This window comes from Ruminococcus sp. YE282 (assembly GCA_900101355.1).
GTDB lineage: Bacteria > Bacillota > Clostridia > Oscillospirales > Acutalibacteraceae > Ruminococcoides > Ruminococcoides bromii_A.
On sequence record FMUV01000001.1, the window covers coordinates 46882 to 61648 of the forward strand.

Genomic DNA, 14767 nt, shown 5'->3' on the forward strand with positions numbered 1-14767 from the left:
GATTATGCTTTCTAAATCGACTTGATTATTGAGCCGATTTTTGGCTTTGTGCCGTAAAGCAGAACGCCTACTCTGTAAATTTTAGCCGAAAGAATGCCAACTCCAAATAAAGAAGCCACCAAAATTACTGTTGAAATGATAATTTCATAAATCGGAACCGTGCTCATCGCAATACGGGTAAACATAGCCATAGGGGAGGTGAACGGTATGTATGAGCATACTATCATCAAAATATTGTCAACGTTTCCGCTCGACATTGAGAAAATTACAACCATAAATGCGACTATGAAAAGCATAGTTATCGGCATAACCGCAGTATTTATGTCTTCAACCTTTGAAACCGTTGAGCCGACTGCGCCGAATAAAAATGCATAGATGAAGAATCCAAGCACAAAGAACAGCAGCATATATATCAAAAGATTGAGCGGCATATTGAATATTGAATTGACAATTTGATTATCCTGCCAGTCGCCTTTGTTAATATTGAAAAGCAAAAATGCAGAGCCGAAAATACATGTAAGCTGAGTCAATCCTGCAATACAGGCGGCCATAACTTTGCCGAACATCATTGATGTAGGTTTGGCGCTGGTAATCAAAAGCTCCATTGCCCTTGAACTTTTTTCCGTAGCAACGCTTGTGGCAACCAATTGTCCGTAAAGAAGAATTACCATGTATAAGGCAAAAATCATTATGTAAGTATAGAAGAAGTTTTGCATTTGGTTCTTGCCCAGATTTTCTACATTGTGGTTTATCTGCGCAGAAAGAATTTCACCGGCTTTCTCCGCAGAAATTCCGTTTTGCATCATTGTGTTCAGTCTGTAAACGTTTTGCAAAACTTGGTCTGCAATTGTTGTGTTTTCGTCATAAAGTGAAAGGTCGTTTACATAATACGTATATGAAACAGGACTTTCAAAATAAAAACCACATTCGGCTTCTTCGTCCGTAATTTTAGCTTTTATATCCTCAACACCTTTTGCGGTAACCTGAATATTGTAGTCCTCAAATGCAGAAGCAAAAGCCTCTTTGATTTGTTGTGCCTCATCTTCGGAGTCTGCCGCAATCAGCATAACAGGAAGGCTCTCACCGCTTGTATCTGTGCTGTCGCTTTCAAATGAAGCCGCAATCTTAGGAAAGAAGATTACTACTGCGATTACCGCAACAATAAATAACGTAACACCGACAAATACTTTGTTTTTAAAATAGTTTTTTAATTCAAATTTTAGTATTGTTCCAAATTGATTCATTTTTGACCCCTCCTTACACCTGTTTTCCTGCATATTCAACAAAGATGTCGTTTAACGATGGTTCAAACACTTTGATTTCATCTATGTCGAATTGTTCGGTCAGCATTTTCATAACATTTTGTTTGTTATCAGGTGAATTAAGCTCCAAAATCAGGGTGTCAGAATCTAAACGCTTGACAGATTTTTCAGATTTCACGCCCTGGTTAGTTAAAATTTTCTCAATATCCGTCAACGATTTTACAATAAGTTTATCTCTTGTGTAGTTCCTTTTGATGTTGTGCAAGTTGCCCTGCAAAACGACCTTTCCGCCGTTAAGAATAGCAATGTTATCGCAAAATTCTTCTATGTAATTCATTTGATGGCTTGAAAACAGAACAATTTTTCCTCTGTTGATTTCCTCTTTTACAACGTCTTTTAGCAATTGTGCGTTGACCGGGTCAAGTCCCGAGAACGGTTCATCAAGAATTACAATATCTGGATTGTGTGCAAGTGCGGTAATCAGCTGTATTTTTTGCTGATTTCCCTTTGAAAGCGTGTCAAGCCGCTTGTTGCGATATTCAGACATACCAAGTCTTTCAAGCCATTTATCAATTGACTTTACGGCAGGTGCATATTTCATTCCTTTTAGTTGGGCAAAATAAATAAGCTGGTCGATAATCGGCTTTTTGGGGTAAAGTCCTCGTTCTTCGGGAAGATACCCAATGCCTATCTTGTTGTAATTAATGGGTTTTCCGTCAACAAGCACTTCTCCGGCGTTTGCAGGAAAAACATTCATCAAAATACGAATTGTAGTGGTTTTTCCGGCGCCGTTTCTGCCCAGCAATCCGAATGCTTCACCGCTTTTGGCGTTTAAAGATATGCCCGTCAGTACCTGTTTTTCGCCAAAATTTTTATATATGTTTTTCAGTTCGAGTTCCATAATTTCCTCCAAATTGGCACTATAATGTTGTATACAAAATGTGTCTAATATATTGTTTGCGTAATTGGGTGATTTTTAGCAGTGTGATACAAATTATACCATAATATTTCGAAAATATAAAGTGCATATTTGTAAATAAATATAAGTAATTCAAAATCAAGTAGTTTAAATACTTAGTCTCTTTATGATAAAACGGTTGAAGCGTTTCTTGTTTGTACAAATTTTGTATACAAGCATTAATGCGTAAGCCTTACTTAGGATTTTAAATAAAAAACTGCCGCAAGCAGTCCTTTTACTTGCAGCAGTTAATTAAGTATATTATATGAAAATACAATTATTATTTAATAAGGCTTTTGCCGTCCATTTCCTTAGGCTGGGGCAGGTTCATAATCTGAAGCATTGTAGGAGCAATGTCAGCAAGTCTGCCGCCTTCTCTGAGTTCGCAGTCATATCCTACTACGCAGAACGGAACAGGATTTGTTGTGTGCGCTGTGAAAGGTTCGCCGTCATCGTCAATCATCTTATCAGCATTGCCGTGGTCAGCTGTGATAAGTGCAACGCCGTCCATTTCTTTTACAGCGTCAATTACTTTGCCTACGCAGGTGTCAACAGCCTCAACAGCTTTTACTGCGGCTTCAAATACGCCTGTGTGTCCAACCATATCGCAGTTTGCAAAGTTAAGAATAATCATATCATACTTGCCGCTTTTTATTGCGGGAACAAGTTTGTCTGTAACTTCGTATGCGCTCATTTCTGGCTGAAGGTCATAAGTTGCAACAGCAGGTGACTTAACAAGGATTCTGTCTTCGCCCGGATACTGCTTTTCTACGCCGCCGTTAAAGAAGAATGTAACGTGTGCGTATTTTTCTGTTTCTGCAATTCTGAGCTGTTCCATACCGAGGTTTGAAATGTATTCGCCAAGCGTATTTTCAAGAGTTTGAGGCTTGAACGCAACTTCTACATTCGGCATTGTAGCGTCGTACTGTGTCATGCAAACGTAGTTGAGAGGGAAGAAGCCGTTCTTTCTTTCAAATCCCTTGAAATCCGGGTCAACAAGAGCTCTTGTTATTTCTCTTGCTCTGTCAGGACGGAAGTTATAGAAAATTACGCTGTCGTTTGGCTTAATTGTTGCGCCGCCCTTAATTACAGCAGGAACAACAAATTCGTCTGTAACTTCCTGTGCATATGAGTTCTTAACTGCACAAACAGGGCAATCGGCTTCAACGCCTTCACCGTAAACCATTGCGGCATATGCTTTTTCAACACGGTCCCAACGGTTGTCACGGTCCATTGCATAATATCTGCCCATAACGGTTGCAATTTTGCCAACGCCGATTTTCTCGGTCTCTTTCATACACTCTTCAACAAATTCTGCTGCGCTTGACGGCGGAACATCACGTCCGTCAAGAAAAGCGTGAATGTAAACCTTGTCAAGGCCTTTTTGCTTCGCAAGTTTAAGAATACCGTAAAGATGTGTGTTATGGCTGTGAACGCCGCCGCTTGAGAGAAGTCCCATAAGGTGGAGTGCGGTGCCGTTTTTAAGTGCGCTGTCCATAGCGCCGACAATGGCTTCGTTATCTTTAAGCTTGTCCTCGTTAATTGTCTTTGTAATTCTTGTAAGCTCTTGATATACGATTCTGCCTGCACCGATGTTTGTGTGGCCGACTTCAGAGTTGCCCATCTGTCCGTCAGGCAAGCCAACGTCCATTCCCGAAGCACCAATCTGAGTGATTGGGTTTGACGAGAAAAGCTTATCTATATTTGGCTTTTTGGCATTAAAAATAGCATTTGTGTTGTCGTGCTTGCCAATGCCAAAACCGTCAAGTATCATTAATAACAAAGGTTTTTTCATAATTAAAATCCTTTCCGATGAATTGCTAAACAACGCAGTCAATATCTGATGCAAAAGAAATTTTGCAGTCCAGAATTATAAAGGGCGTACAATGTACGCCCTCTTTGCGTTAAAATTATTTGCTTGCAGCCTTTACAATTGCAGCAAATTTCTCTGCAACAAGTGAAGCACCGCCGATAAGTCCGCCGTCAACGTCTTTCTTTGAAAGAAGCTCGTCAGCGTTACAGTCGTTCATTGAACCGCCGTACTGAATTGTCACAGCGTCTGCAACATCCTGGCTATAAAGCTTTGCAAGAGTTGAACGGATAAATCCGCAAACTTCTTCAGCCTGCTCTGCAGTAGCTGTCTTGCCTGTGCCGATAGCCCAAACCGGTTCATAAGCGATTATTGTGTTAAGAACCTCTTCTTCTGTTACATCAAAAAGGTCAAGCTTAATCTGTCTTGCAATAACCTCTTCTGTGATGTCACATTCACGCTCCCAAAGCAACTCACCAACACAAACGATTGGCTTAAGTCCTGCTGCAAGGGCAGCCTTTGTTCTCTTGTTTACTGTTTCGTCAGTCTCGCCGAAGTACTGCCTTCTTTCGCTGTGACCGAGAACTACATATTCAACGCCCATTTCTTTGAGCATACCTGTTGAAATTTCGCCTGTAAATGCGCCTTTTTCTGCCCAGTGGCAGTTTTCTGCGCCGATTTTAACGTTTGTACCCTTTGTTGTTTCAATAGCAACGCTGAGGTCTACATACGGAACACAAGCGATAACTTCGCAGTCAGCGTCCTTAACTGCAGGAACAATGGCTGTGAGAAGCTCTTTTGCTTCGCTTGGTGTTTTATTCATTTTCCAGTTGCCGGCTATAACGGCTTTTCTTTTAGTCTTATCCATTTTTATTCAGCCTTTCAAAATTATTTGTCAGCGATTACTGCAATGCCCGGAAGAGTCTTGCCCTCAAGATATTCAAGAGAAGCGCCGCCACCTGTTGAGATGTGACTCATCTTGTCAGCAAAGCCAAGCTGAATAACAGCAGCTGCGCTGTCACCGCCGCCGATGATTGTTGTAGCGTCTGTATCTGCAAGAGCCTTTGCAACAGCAATTGTGCCCTTTGCAAGAGTTGGGTTTTCAAATACGCCCATAGGACCGTTCCAAACAACTGTCTTTGCGTTCTTTACAGCGTCTGCAAACAATTCCTGAGTCTTTGTGCCGATGTCAAGGCCTTCCATGTCTGCAGGAATGTTGTCAGCGTCAACAACCTTAACGTCAATCGGTGCGTCGATTGGGTCAGGGAAGCCTGCCGCAATAGTTGTGTCAACAGGGAGAAGGAGCTTTTTGCCGAGTTTCTCAGCTTTTGCCATCATTTCCTTGCAGTAGTCAATCTTTGTTTCGTCAACAAGTGAAAGACCTACTTCTTTGCCCTGAGCTTTGAGGAATGTATAAGCCATACCGCCGCCGATGATAAGTGTGTCGCACTTTTCAAGAAGGTTAGAGATAACGTTAAGCTTGTCTGCAACCTTTGCGCCGCCGAGGATAGCAACAAACGGACGAACAGGATTTTCAACGGCATTGCCGAGGTAGTTGATTTCTTTCTGCATAAGGTAACCTACTGCGGTTTCCTTGATGTGGTCTGTAACACCTGCTGTTGAGCAGTGAGCACGGTGAGCAGAACCGAAAGCGTCCATAACGAAAATATCAGCAAGAGAAGCAAGCTCGCTTGAGAATGGCTCAAGGTTTTTTGTCTCTTCTTTTCTGAAACGAGTGTTCTGAAGAAGTACAACGTCGCCGTCTTTCATTTCGGCAACAGCCTTCTTAGCGTTTTCACCTACTACGTTGTCGTCATCGGCAAAAACAACGTCTTTGCCCAAAAGCTCTGAAAGTCTTGCTGCAACAGGAGCAAGTGAGAACTTTGCTTCCGGACCGTTCTTCGGCTTGCCGAGGTGTGAGCAGAGGATAACCTTGCCGCCGTCAGCAACAAGCTTCTTGATTGTCGGAAGAGCAGCTGTAATACGATTGTCGTTTGTGATAACGCCGTCCTTAAGAGGTACGTTGAAATCAACACGAACAAGCACTCTTTTGCCTTTTACATTAATGTCGTCAACTGTAACTTTGTTAAGTTTCATTAAGTTCAATCCTTTCGTCTTAGAAGAATATTGTAAAAATTTAGTATTTTCACATACAAAATTATTATATATCAAAATATGTTTTTTATCAATAGAAATCTGCAATTTTTTATGGATATGGGTTATATTACTAAAAGAGATAAAATCAAAAAATCGTTAATTATTTTCCGCTTCGCTCCACTTGTGGTTGTGAAGCTCGCCTTTGTTCAGCAATTCCGGATAATCCCATTGTCTGAGCACTTCATAAGCCGCAATTGCAACCGAATTTGAAAGGTTCAGACTGCGCGCTTCGTCTATCATCGGGATTCTCAGTGTGTTGTCGGGATGTTTTAGCAGCAGTTCTTCCGGCAAACCTTTGGTTTCTTTGCCAAACAAAAGATAGCAGTTGTCGGGAAATTCAACATCCGAATGGCGGTGAGTTCCTTTTGTTGAAAAAAAGAAATATTTTCCGCCCTTTGTTTTTTCAAAAAAATCATCAATGTTTTCATAATATGTAATATCGAGAAAGTGCCAGTAATCAAGCCCCGCACGTTTTAGCTTTCTGTCGTCAATTGCAAATCCGAGCGGCTTAACAAGGTGAAGTCTGGCTCCGGTTGCCGCACATGTTCGTGCTATGTTTCCGGTGTTCTGCGGAATTTCGGGTTCAACAAGCACAAGATTGAGTTTTGCCAAGATTTATCACTCCGTTTTTATTAAAATCTGTTTTATTATATTTTAATTCGCAAACAATAATAAAGCAAGATATTTTTCTTGTCAAGTAAACTGCCGTCAGTTCGGCAATATATTCAGGGAGATGAAAAAATGACTGCAAATCCGATGGTTAATATGGTAAAGGGAGCAGCCATAGGTTTGGCTGCCGGCGTTGCCGTAGGTTATGTGGGCAAAAAGGCTGTTGATGATAATCCAAAGTTCAAAAAGAAAGCCAACAAGGCATATAAAACTTTTGAAAGCATTATGGATACGGCTCAGTATATGTTTAAGTAACAAAGACGGCTGACGAATTTTCGTCAGCCGTTACTTTAAAAGTAATTTTTGGGTTCTGTGTTTGTAATATGTTCAATGAATTTTTCCCATTCGTCATCGGAGATATTGTTTTGCATTGCAGTTCTTATTGCTTTATGAACAATATTATTTTCGTTTATGTATGGCAATATATCACTGGGAACAGTAGGCGCAGATTTTGTCTTTGCGGCTAAGTCCATCATTTTGGCTTCTTCTTCGTCGCTTAATGCAAATGCATCAGAGAACTTTTTCAGAATATCACTGTTAGGTGCAGTGCGTGTTCCTCTTTCAATTCCGCTTATATATGAAGGAGATGCTGATATCATTCCTGACAGTTCCCGTATTGTAAAACCGTTCTTTTTTCTTTTTTCGTAAATATATTCTCCGAATGTCATAAATTATACCTCTTTCTTTGGATTTATTGTCCAAAAATTATTATAACACTAATATAGTGGTTATGCAATACATTGTGTGTTACAAAAAGAAACACACAATTTTATAAAAAATATAATAAAATAGTATTATAAACTAAGTGCAAATGTTCACCGCCTCTGAGGCGGCGAGTGCACATCAGAATTTTATTGTGAATTATAATCACGTATCGAAATTCTGAGGAGCTGATTCTTCTTTGTACTGCTTGCAATCAACCGCAGACTTTGTTTCTTGCAAGCAAAGCAGTGCATTGCTCCGATTAAAAAAAGTAGCACAGGAGTTCATTATGAGAAAATTCAAAATTCCAAAGGTTCCCCAGTCCACAAGCAAAAGTATCAGATTTCCGAACGAAGTAATAGAAGAAGTCGAAAAGGCAATAGTAGGAACGGAATGTACATTCTCTGCATTTGTTGTGGAAGCGGTAAGAGTTGCGCTTGAAAATTTGTCGGAAGATGAGGAAGAGAATTGAAAATTATCGAATATTTTATTAGATCATTTAAACATTATGCAACATAAATGTATTATATGGTGTGCCGAACTTTGTATCACGTATACTAATTTGTTTATGCTTTAACTAAGATTTTTAGGCTCAGGCAAATTTGATTTTTATTTTACTACATATTAATATACCGTTCATACCGTTATAATGCATCAGTATAATGTGTCAATGGTGAGAATGTGGTATCAAAGACAAGAATAGAGGAAGTTCGCATAAAAAGGGTGCAACTTAGCAAAGACTGCATTTGATTTAAATATGAATCAAAATACTGTAAGTCGTTATGAAAGTGATACCCGACACGCTGATTATGCTGCTTTAATTGCCATTGCGGATTATTTTGATGTGTCAGTTGACTACATTTTGAGAAGAACTGATAATCTTAAAACCAACAGATGATGTTTAAAGATTAATAAATGATATTAATTTATCAATTGATGAAAACGCTCGGTATTCCGGGCGTTTTTTATTATGCAAAAATCCTCCCGACAATTCGGGAGGATAAAACGTTAACAAATATCAACTTACAAAATTGAGCGGGTCAACCTTTTCTCCATTTTCAACAATTTCAAAGTGGAGGTGAGGTCCTGTCGAATTTCCGGTTGAGCCGACATATGCAATAGTATCTCCTTGTGCAACCGACTGACCTGTTGTTACAGCCAGTTCGCTTGCGTGACCGTAAATTGTCTGGTAGCCGTTGCCGTGGTCAATTATTACAAAGTTGCCGTAACCGCCGCCTGTGTTTCCCGCAAAGGTTACTGTTCCGCCGTCGGCAGCAATAATCGGTTGTCCGTATACGCCTCCGTCGGAAATATCAATTCCCCAATGCATTCTGCCCCAGCGCCACTCAAAGTTACTTGTGAGCGTGTGAGTATAGGGAAGAGGCCAAATAAATTGACCTGATGAAGAGCCCGAAGCGCTTGTGTCGGTAACACCGCCCTTTGAACCTTTAACGATTACTTCGTCCTTAGCCTCTTTTATTACCTTTGTATCGCTTACAACTGCATCGGTTTGTACGCCGTCAACAAATGTAGTTCTGATTGTTACCTGAGCTTCACCGTTTTCGCCCTCTGTCTTTACTTTTTCATAAGAAGCGTTTTCAGAGTCGTCATATTCTGTTTCAGTATCATAAGCAAGCTCAGTATTGTATACCATATCGGTTGAAAGTGAAATTGAGAATTTGCCGTCGGCTGCCGCCATAATGTCGTCAACACTCATAAGTTCGCTGTCGTTAAAGCTGCCCGCTTTAACCTCAACCTTATTTGCAAATTCTGTTGTTGTTCCCTCGTCATAATCTGCACGATAGTCGGTCAAAACCTTATCAAGAGCAGACTTGAGCTCGTCAACATGACTTGTTGCGCCAATCAGCTTGTCATCAATATAAAGTCCCGCAAAACCTGAGTTTAACCTGATTTCAGGGTTGATAACGCTTTCCTGATAATTAAAGTTATTAGCCTCGTCATCTGTTGCCATATAAGCATAGTTGTCAGAGAAAGCCTGCATTGCTTCAGGCTCCGTTTGACACTGGCTTGACTGAGTTGTTTGATTTTGTACAGCGTTTTGAACGCTGCCGTTCGGGTTATCAAGAGCACTTGCAACAGTAACACACGAAATCATAACCGTTGTAAGACAGGCAACGCCTGCAAGCACCGCTCTTCTTTTTAAAAGAGTATGTGTGCGATAGGTGTCATTTGGTGCGCTGTGTGCATATTTAGCGTTATTCTTGGCTACTATGCTTGTAATGGACTCTTTTGCAGAGCCGTTAAATTCACTGAATTTACCCTGTCTGTTTTCATTATAAATCTTGTCAAGGGCTGTGGTTGACATAACCTTTGGAGCTGTTCTCTTTACAGGACGGGATTTTGTTACAGGCTTTTTTGAATTGGATTTTGCGGACTGCTTATAAAGTTTTGCAGCTCTTTTTACAAAACGAACCGTCTTTTGAGCTGTGTTAAGCTCACCTTTACGCTTTGGCAGCTTTTTTGTGGTATGCAAATCTTCAATTTCATTAAAGCCGTCTATGCTAATGAATTTGGTTTTCAAAATAATTTCTCCTATCTCATTAACCGTTACATTTTTGTAACAAAGACTATGGTATAATTATAACAAATTGTAACAAAATTTCAATAAGAGAAATAAATATCGTGATAATTGACAAAATAATTAATACAAAAAGAGTGATACAAGCAATAGTATATAATATTTCTTCAAATTAATTATACTTTAAGTTTTCAGCTTTGTAATCTTTCAACAAATTGTAATATTCTTTCAGAGCAATTTTTGCTCCCTCTTTGTCGTGTTCTTTATAATTTCCGCACTCAACGGCGGTTGTTCCGGGAATCTCTCCGTCGTGTTCAGAGCACTTTTTAATTGTTCCTTTAATAAGTTCGAGTGCCTGTTCCTCAGTTAAATCTCTTACGAGAAAATAAAAACCGGTTCTGCATCCCATAGGACCAAAATAGATTACGTTGTCGGCATATTTGCTGTTTCTTGCATATGTGGCAAAGAGGTGCTCAATTGTGTGCATAACGGGATTTGGCAAAAATGGGGGAGTGTTGGGCTTTATAAACCTCATATCATAGGTTGTAATATCTCCGTCAATTCTGGAAACATAAACGCCCGGATTAAGAGTATTGTGGTTGATTGTAAAACTTGCAATTTTCTTCATAATAATCTCATTCCTTTAATATTATTTTTCGTTATCAGTCATAGTCTGCAACGCTTGTGAAGCAGATATTCAAATCGACAGGACCGTCAATTCCGTCAACCGTTCCTGTGGCTGAGTATTGCCACATTGAAAACTCATAGTAGAATGTCGGTACATCGGCATATTCACAGTACCATATATCAAAATCAGCAAGTTGTGACAGATCATATTTAAAATACAGTTCACGGCTTGGTGAATAAATCATCGGTTTGTATCCGTAATCTTTGATTTTTTCGCAAAATGCCTTTGCGCATTGAGTAGCCTGGTTAGCAGAAACCGAGTCGGTTCTTGCATTGTCGTTTTTGATAATTTCCCAGTCAAAAGCGATTGGATAGTCAAGTTTTATGTCGCCGAGTATTTCCTTTACATATGAAGCCTCTTCAACTGCTTCATCATTGGTGGTCGCCTGAGAGAATAAGTATGCGCCAACCTTAAGCCCTGCCTTTTTTGCTCCGTTAAGATACTCAACGGCTCTTTCGTCAGTATAAAGCGGACCGTCGTTGCCGTAGCCTCTTCCGCCCAATCTTACCATTACAAAATCAATGCCGCTCTGTTTAACCTTGTCCCAGTCAATGTCGCCGCTGTAATAAGAGATGTCAATGCCCTCTTTTGAAGCAGGCTGTCCGTTTTCACTGTAATACTTAAAACTGTCGTCTGATGTGAAATTATTGTTATCCAGTTTGTTTAGAGGAACGCCATCAAGCTCGCTGATCCATATATCACCGAGGGAGCTGTCGTTAATATGTACTTTTGAACCCGTGGTTTTAACTTTTGTATCGGTAGGTTCAACTGATTGCGATGAATCTGAATCCTGTGCCGAAGAATCGCTGCAACCGCAGCCGCTTAGCAAAACGCTCAGGGCAATAGTGCCGCCCAATAAAAGACATAACAATTTTTTCATTTCAAATACTCCATTCCTAAATCATTTAAATCGAAGCAAGCTCCGCTTTGCTTACAGATAGCTGAGCTTGCAATCGATTTTAAACAGTGCAAAGAAGCTTTAACCCCTCGGAGTTTCACTGAGATTATAACTCCAAATGAAACTCTGATGCGTCACCTGTTGCCTTATAAGCAGGGGACATTTGCACTTAAATCATAATGAGCATAACATATAATTAAAAATATGTAAACAATGAATGTAAAAAACAGTATTGAAAATATTGTACGAATTAAGTATAATATATTTATATATTTTTATTTTTTCGACAGAATTTTCAAAGGGATGGTGATTGGGTGAAGAACTTTGGCGTGAGCGGTTACAAGAAAAAGTCAAAAGCGCAGCTTTTAAAAGCTATTGATGAGTGTCAGTCGCTCAGCCAGTTGTTTGCTCTGATTCAACACGAAAATATTGTTATAAGAATGCATTCGCAAAGCGGCGCGTCAAACCTTACACCGCAAAAACTGACTCCGAATGAGATTATCAGCAAAAAAGATACTCCGCTTGAACGCCTCAAAGCGGAGGTCAGAAAATCTGTTGAAAACAGCGTTGAACGAAAAATAGGTTGTACTTTCAATGAAAAATAGGAGGGCTGTTTGTTATGAAAAAGGCTAAACTTGTGCTTGTACTGCTTTTAGTTGTTTCTGCAATGTTCTTTACAAGTTGTACCGACATCAATATCAACATCGGCGAGTCAAAATCCGAAAGTTCCGATAATTACACTTCTGGTAATTTTAAATACCAAGCCAAGGATGTTGATAAGATAAACATTGATTGGGCGGTCGGCAATGTTAATGTAAAGTCAAGCGATTCCGGAGAATTGTCGGTAAGTGAAGATAAGGATGACCTTACCGATCCCGAAAAACTGCATTGGTATATTGAGGATAAAACACTGAAAATTGAATTTAGTGAATCCGGATTTAATTTTAAGCATATTTTTAAATCAAACAAGAATTTAACTGTTGAGGTTCCGTCAAATGCAGATATAGAAATAAGTACAGGTGTTGCAAATATAAATATTGATAAGGTTACGATGGAAAATGTTAAAATTGAAACGGGTACCGGCAATACTACTCTCGGCCTTGACAAAAGCAAGGGTGCCAAGTTGAAATTTTCAACAGGTCTTGGAAAGCTTATTGCGGATGAATACACCAAAAGCGGAGATTATTATACCTTTGGCGGCGGAAGCTGCAATATTGAAGTTTCTTCGGGTATAGGAAACCTTGAAATAAATTAACATAATAGATTAATAATAGCCTTGTTCCTGTTTGCAAATGCAAGTGTGCTCTGCGCCGAGTTTTTGCAGACAGGAATTTTTCATTTGCACAATAATATGAATACAGCAAGTTTTTTGGCTTAGTATCAAAAAACTTGCAAATTTGGTGTTTGATGTGCTATGATATAATGTAATATATTGTTTAAGGAGAATTAAAATTGGAAGGCTTTAATGAACAGGTTGTAAAACGTAAAAATAAACTCAAAAATCTTATTATAAAAATAGTTGCGGTTTTACTTTTGATAACAGTTCCCGTAATTTGCATTATGCTTGCTTACGTAATTACATCATATATGATATACGTAGGTTTGTTTCTGTTTTTAGGCGGAATATACCTTGTTTGGTATGTATTTTCGTCACAAAAAGTAGAGTTTGAATACTCGGTTGCGGGCGATGAACTTGACATTTCAAAGATAATTTCACTTCGCAAACGCAAAAAGGTCTGCAAAGTTCCTATCAGAGAGATTGATAAGCTTGAAAAAAACGAGGACATAATCAATAATATGCGTTTCACCAAAACATTTATTGCCGCAAGAGACGTTGACGCAAAGGATGACAATTACTATGCTGTATTTAACAGCCCTGCCTATGGAAAATGTTTGTTGATATTTTCTCCGAACGAGCAAATTCTTCAGGGAATGAAGCCGTATCTTAAAAAGGACATTGTAATTAAGCTGTTTTACAACAGAAACGTAGGTTGATTTTATGCAGTTTTCAGACATAAATACAGTAAAAAAGGCTGTTTTTAACCGCCCCGACGATGCCAACAAGGGTACGCTCGGCTCTCTTTTATGCATTTGCGGTTGCTACGGAATGGCAGGAGCGGCAATAATGGCAGGCAAGTCGGCATTGAGATGCGGACTCGGCTTGTTGAAGACCGCTTTGCCGAAGAGCATTTATCCGATTGCGGCTTCACAAATCTTGGAAAGCGTTTATTTTCCGCTTGACGAGACCTCAAACGGAAAAATGGCTGTGTCAAATTTAGATTTTTTACTTGAAGAAGCAGGTAAGTCAAGCGCAGTGCTAATAGGTTGCGGACTTTCTGTTTGTGATGATACAAAATCAATTGTTAATTCTTTTATAGAAAATTGCAAAAAGCCCATGATATTAGACGCAGATGCTCTCAATTGTATTTGCGAAAATACAGATGTATTAAAATCTGCCAAAGCACCAATCATTATAACACCGCACCCGGGCGAGATGGCACGTCTTGTGGATTTAAGCGCAAAACAGGTCAACCAAAACAGAGAACTAACCGCAAAGTCTTTTGCGAAAAAATTCGGTGTTGTAACCGTTTTAAAGGGTGCAGGAACTGTAATTGCTTCACCTGACGGAAGAATTTTGATAAATCCGACAGGAAATTCCGGAATGGCAACCGGCGGCAGCGGCGATGTTCTTGCCGGAATGACCGCCTCACTTGTTGCTCAGGGAGCGGAATTGTTTGAGGCTGCTTCTGCGGCGGTATATCTCCACGGGCTTGCAGGAGATATTGCGGCAGAAAAATTAGGCAAAATTTCTATGCTGCCTACGGATTTGATAGATTGTATTCCGCTTGCATACGAGAGATGCAAAATTTTATAATTAATATTTTAAAAATAAGCGACTGTATAATTCAAATAGAATTGCGGTCGCTTTTACTTTATTGATAATTATAAGGCGGAAATATAGTCCCGTTGGTATTTATTTTGTTTGGAAAATTATGCGATTAGTTAAGATGTACAAAATATAAGCACAAAATTTTATAATTTGTTTATGAGAAATGCATTGACTTTTTGTTTTATGCATATTAA

16 protein-coding genes and 1 pseudogene are annotated in these 14767 nt (G+C 39.5%); 7 read left to right on the top strand and 10 right to left on the bottom strand.

All coding sequences use genetic code 11. From position 1 onward, the window contains the following. Positions 1-11: 11 nt before the first annotated feature. The 6 genes from BLP46_RS00240 to trmL all read right to left on the bottom strand — a co-directional run bounded on the left by BLP46_RS00240 (position 12) and on the right by trmL (position 6799). Positions 12-1244 (bottom strand): ABC transporter permease, encoded by a 1233-nt coding sequence (locus BLP46_RS00240; protein WP_167669125.1) that lies wholly within the window; start codon positions 1242-1244, stop codon positions 12-14. Between the two features lie 13 nt (positions 1245-1257). Then, a complete protein-coding gene (locus BLP46_RS00245) occupies positions 1258-2163 on the bottom strand; it encodes an ABC transporter ATP-binding protein (protein ID WP_092973839.1) in 906 nt (301 codons plus the stop codon). Between the two features lie 337 nt (positions 2164-2500). Beyond that, positions 2501-4015, bottom strand: a complete 1515-nt coding sequence (gene gpmI, locus BLP46_RS00250) for a 2,3-bisphosphoglycerate-independent phosphoglycerate mutase (protein WP_092973842.1) — start codon at positions 4013-4015, stop codon at positions 2501-2503. Between the two features lie 115 nt (positions 4016-4130). Continuing rightward, positions 4131-4898 carry a triose-phosphate isomerase gene (tpiA, locus tag BLP46_RS00255; RefSeq protein ID WP_092973848.1) on the bottom strand — a complete coding sequence of 256 codons (768 nt, stop codon included), beginning with the start codon at positions 4896-4898 and terminating at the stop codon, positions 4131-4133. Positions 4899-4918: 20 nt separating this feature from the next. Further along, entirely contained in the window at positions 4919-6127 is a 1209-nt protein-coding gene (locus BLP46_RS00260; protein ID WP_092973851.1) for a phosphoglycerate kinase, read from the bottom strand. Between the two features lie 156 nt (positions 6128-6283). Continuing rightward, positions 6284-6799 carry a tRNA (uridine(34)/cytosine(34)/5-carboxymethylaminomethyluridine(34)-2'-O)-methyltransferase TrmL gene (gene trmL, locus BLP46_RS00265; RefSeq protein ID WP_092973854.1) on the bottom strand — a complete coding sequence of 172 codons (516 nt, stop codon included), beginning with the start codon at positions 6797-6799 and terminating at the stop codon, positions 6284-6286. 129 nt (positions 6800-6928) lie between these two features. Between trmL and BLP46_RS00270 the strand changes: the two genes are divergently transcribed. Continuing rightward, positions 6929-7111: a hypothetical protein gene (locus BLP46_RS00270; RefSeq protein ID WP_092973857.1), complete on the top strand. Its 183-nt coding sequence runs from the start codon at positions 6929-6931 to the stop codon at positions 7109-7111. A gap of 35 nt (positions 7112-7146) precedes the next feature. Here BLP46_RS00270 and BLP46_RS00275 read toward each other — a convergent pair whose 3' ends face one another. After that, entirely contained in the window at positions 7147-7524 is a 378-nt protein-coding gene (locus BLP46_RS00275) for a helix-turn-helix domain-containing protein (protein WP_092973860.1), read from the bottom strand. A 323-nt stretch (positions 7525-7847) separates the two neighbouring features. Between BLP46_RS00275 and BLP46_RS00280 the strand changes: the two genes are divergently transcribed. Then, the gene (locus BLP46_RS00280) at positions 7848-8030 is read left to right on the top strand and encodes a YlcI/YnfO family protein (RefSeq protein WP_092974344.1); all 183 of its coding nucleotides are present in this window, start codon (positions 7848-7850) and stop codon (positions 8028-8030) included. Between the two features lie 267 nt (positions 8031-8297). Continuing rightward, a pseudogene (locus BLP46_RS00285) lies at positions 8298-8456 on the top strand (helix-turn-helix domain-containing protein); the annotation flags it as partial. A gap of 120 nt (positions 8457-8576) precedes the next feature. On the opposite strand, the gene BLP46_RS00290 reads toward BLP46_RS00285, so the two are convergent. The 3 genes from BLP46_RS00290 to BLP46_RS00300 form a co-directional block, all read right to left on the bottom strand. After that, positions 8577-10100 carry a M23 family metallopeptidase gene (locus BLP46_RS00290; protein WP_092973866.1) on the bottom strand — a complete coding sequence of 508 codons (1524 nt, stop codon included), beginning with the start codon at positions 10098-10100 and terminating at the stop codon, positions 8577-8579. A gap of 169 nt (positions 10101-10269) precedes the next feature. Next, positions 10270-10725, bottom strand: coding sequence for an S-ribosylhomocysteine lyase (locus tag BLP46_RS00295; protein WP_092973870.1), 456 nt, complete (start codon positions 10723-10725; stop codon positions 10270-10272). A gap of 34 nt (positions 10726-10759) precedes the next feature. After that, a complete protein-coding gene (locus BLP46_RS00300) occupies positions 10760-11665 on the bottom strand; it encodes a glycoside hydrolase family 25 protein (RefSeq protein ID WP_092973873.1) in 906 nt (301 codons plus the stop codon). A 332-nt stretch (positions 11666-11997) separates the two neighbouring features. Here BLP46_RS00300 and BLP46_RS00305 point away from each other — a divergent pair, with 332 nt between their 5' ends. The 4 genes from BLP46_RS00305 to BLP46_RS00320 all read left to right on the top strand — a co-directional run bounded on the left by BLP46_RS00305 (position 11998) and on the right by BLP46_RS00320 (position 14558). Then, positions 11998-12288 (top strand): hypothetical protein, encoded by a 291-nt coding sequence (locus tag BLP46_RS00305; RefSeq protein ID WP_092973876.1) that lies wholly within the window; start codon positions 11998-12000, stop codon positions 12286-12288. Between the two features lie 14 nt (positions 12289-12302). Beyond that, a complete protein-coding gene (locus BLP46_RS00310; protein ID WP_092973879.1) occupies positions 12303-12938 on the top strand; it encodes a DUF4097 family beta strand repeat-containing protein in 636 nt (211 codons plus the stop codon). A 197-nt stretch (positions 12939-13135) separates the two neighbouring features. Next, entirely contained in the window at positions 13136-13678 is a 543-nt protein-coding gene (locus BLP46_RS00315; RefSeq protein WP_092973884.1) for a DUF6106 family protein, read from the top strand. 4 nt (positions 13679-13682) lie between these two features. Continuing rightward, positions 13683-14558 (top strand): NAD(P)H-hydrate dehydratase, encoded by an 876-nt coding sequence (locus tag BLP46_RS00320; protein WP_092973888.1) that lies wholly within the window; start codon positions 13683-13685, stop codon positions 14556-14558. Positions 14559-14767 lie beyond the last annotated feature (209 nt).

Bases quoted from the DNA above. Each gene is read 5' to 3' on its own strand.
- gpmI (WP_092973842.1), bottom strand. From the start codon at position 4,015: ATGAAAAAACCTTTGTTATTAATGATACTTGACGGTTTTGGCATTGGC.
- BLP46_RS00240 (WP_167669125.1), bottom strand. From the start codon at position 1,244: ATGAATCAATTTGGAACAATACTAAAATTTGAATTAAAAAACTATTTT.
- BLP46_RS00295 (WP_092973870.1), bottom strand. From the start codon at position 10,725: ATGAAGAAAATTGCAAGTTTTACAATCAACCACAATACTCTTAATCCG.
- BLP46_RS00280 (WP_092974344.1), top strand. From the start codon at position 7,848: ATGAGAAAATTCAAAATTCCAAAGGTTCCCCAGTCCACAAGCAAAAGT.
- BLP46_RS00260 (WP_092973851.1), bottom strand. From the start codon at position 6,127: ATGAAACTTAACAAAGTTACAGTTGACGACATTAATGTAAAAGGCAAA.
- BLP46_RS00275 (WP_092973860.1), bottom strand. From the start codon at position 7,524: ATGACATTCGGAGAATATATTTACGAAAAAAGAAAAAAGAACGGTTTT.
- BLP46_RS00270 (WP_092973857.1), top strand. From the start codon at position 6,929: ATGACTGCAAATCCGATGGTTAATATGGTAAAGGGAGCAGCCATAGGT.
- BLP46_RS00320 (WP_092973888.1), top strand. From the start codon at position 13,683: ATGCAGTTTTCAGACATAAATACAGTAAAAAAGGCTGTTTTTAACCGC.
- tpiA (WP_092973848.1), bottom strand. From the start codon at position 4,898: ATGGATAAGACTAAAAGAAAAGCCGTTATAGCCGGCAACTGGAAAATG.
- BLP46_RS00245 (WP_092973839.1), bottom strand. From the start codon at position 2,163: ATGGAACTCGAACTGAAAAACATATATAAAAATTTTGGCGAAAAACAG.
- BLP46_RS00310 (WP_092973879.1), top strand. From the start codon at position 12,303: ATGAAAAAGGCTAAACTTGTGCTTGTACTGCTTTTAGTTGTTTCTGCA.
- BLP46_RS00300 (WP_092973873.1), bottom strand. From the start codon at position 11,665: ATGAAAAAATTGTTATGTCTTTTATTGGGCGGCACTATTGCCCTGAGC.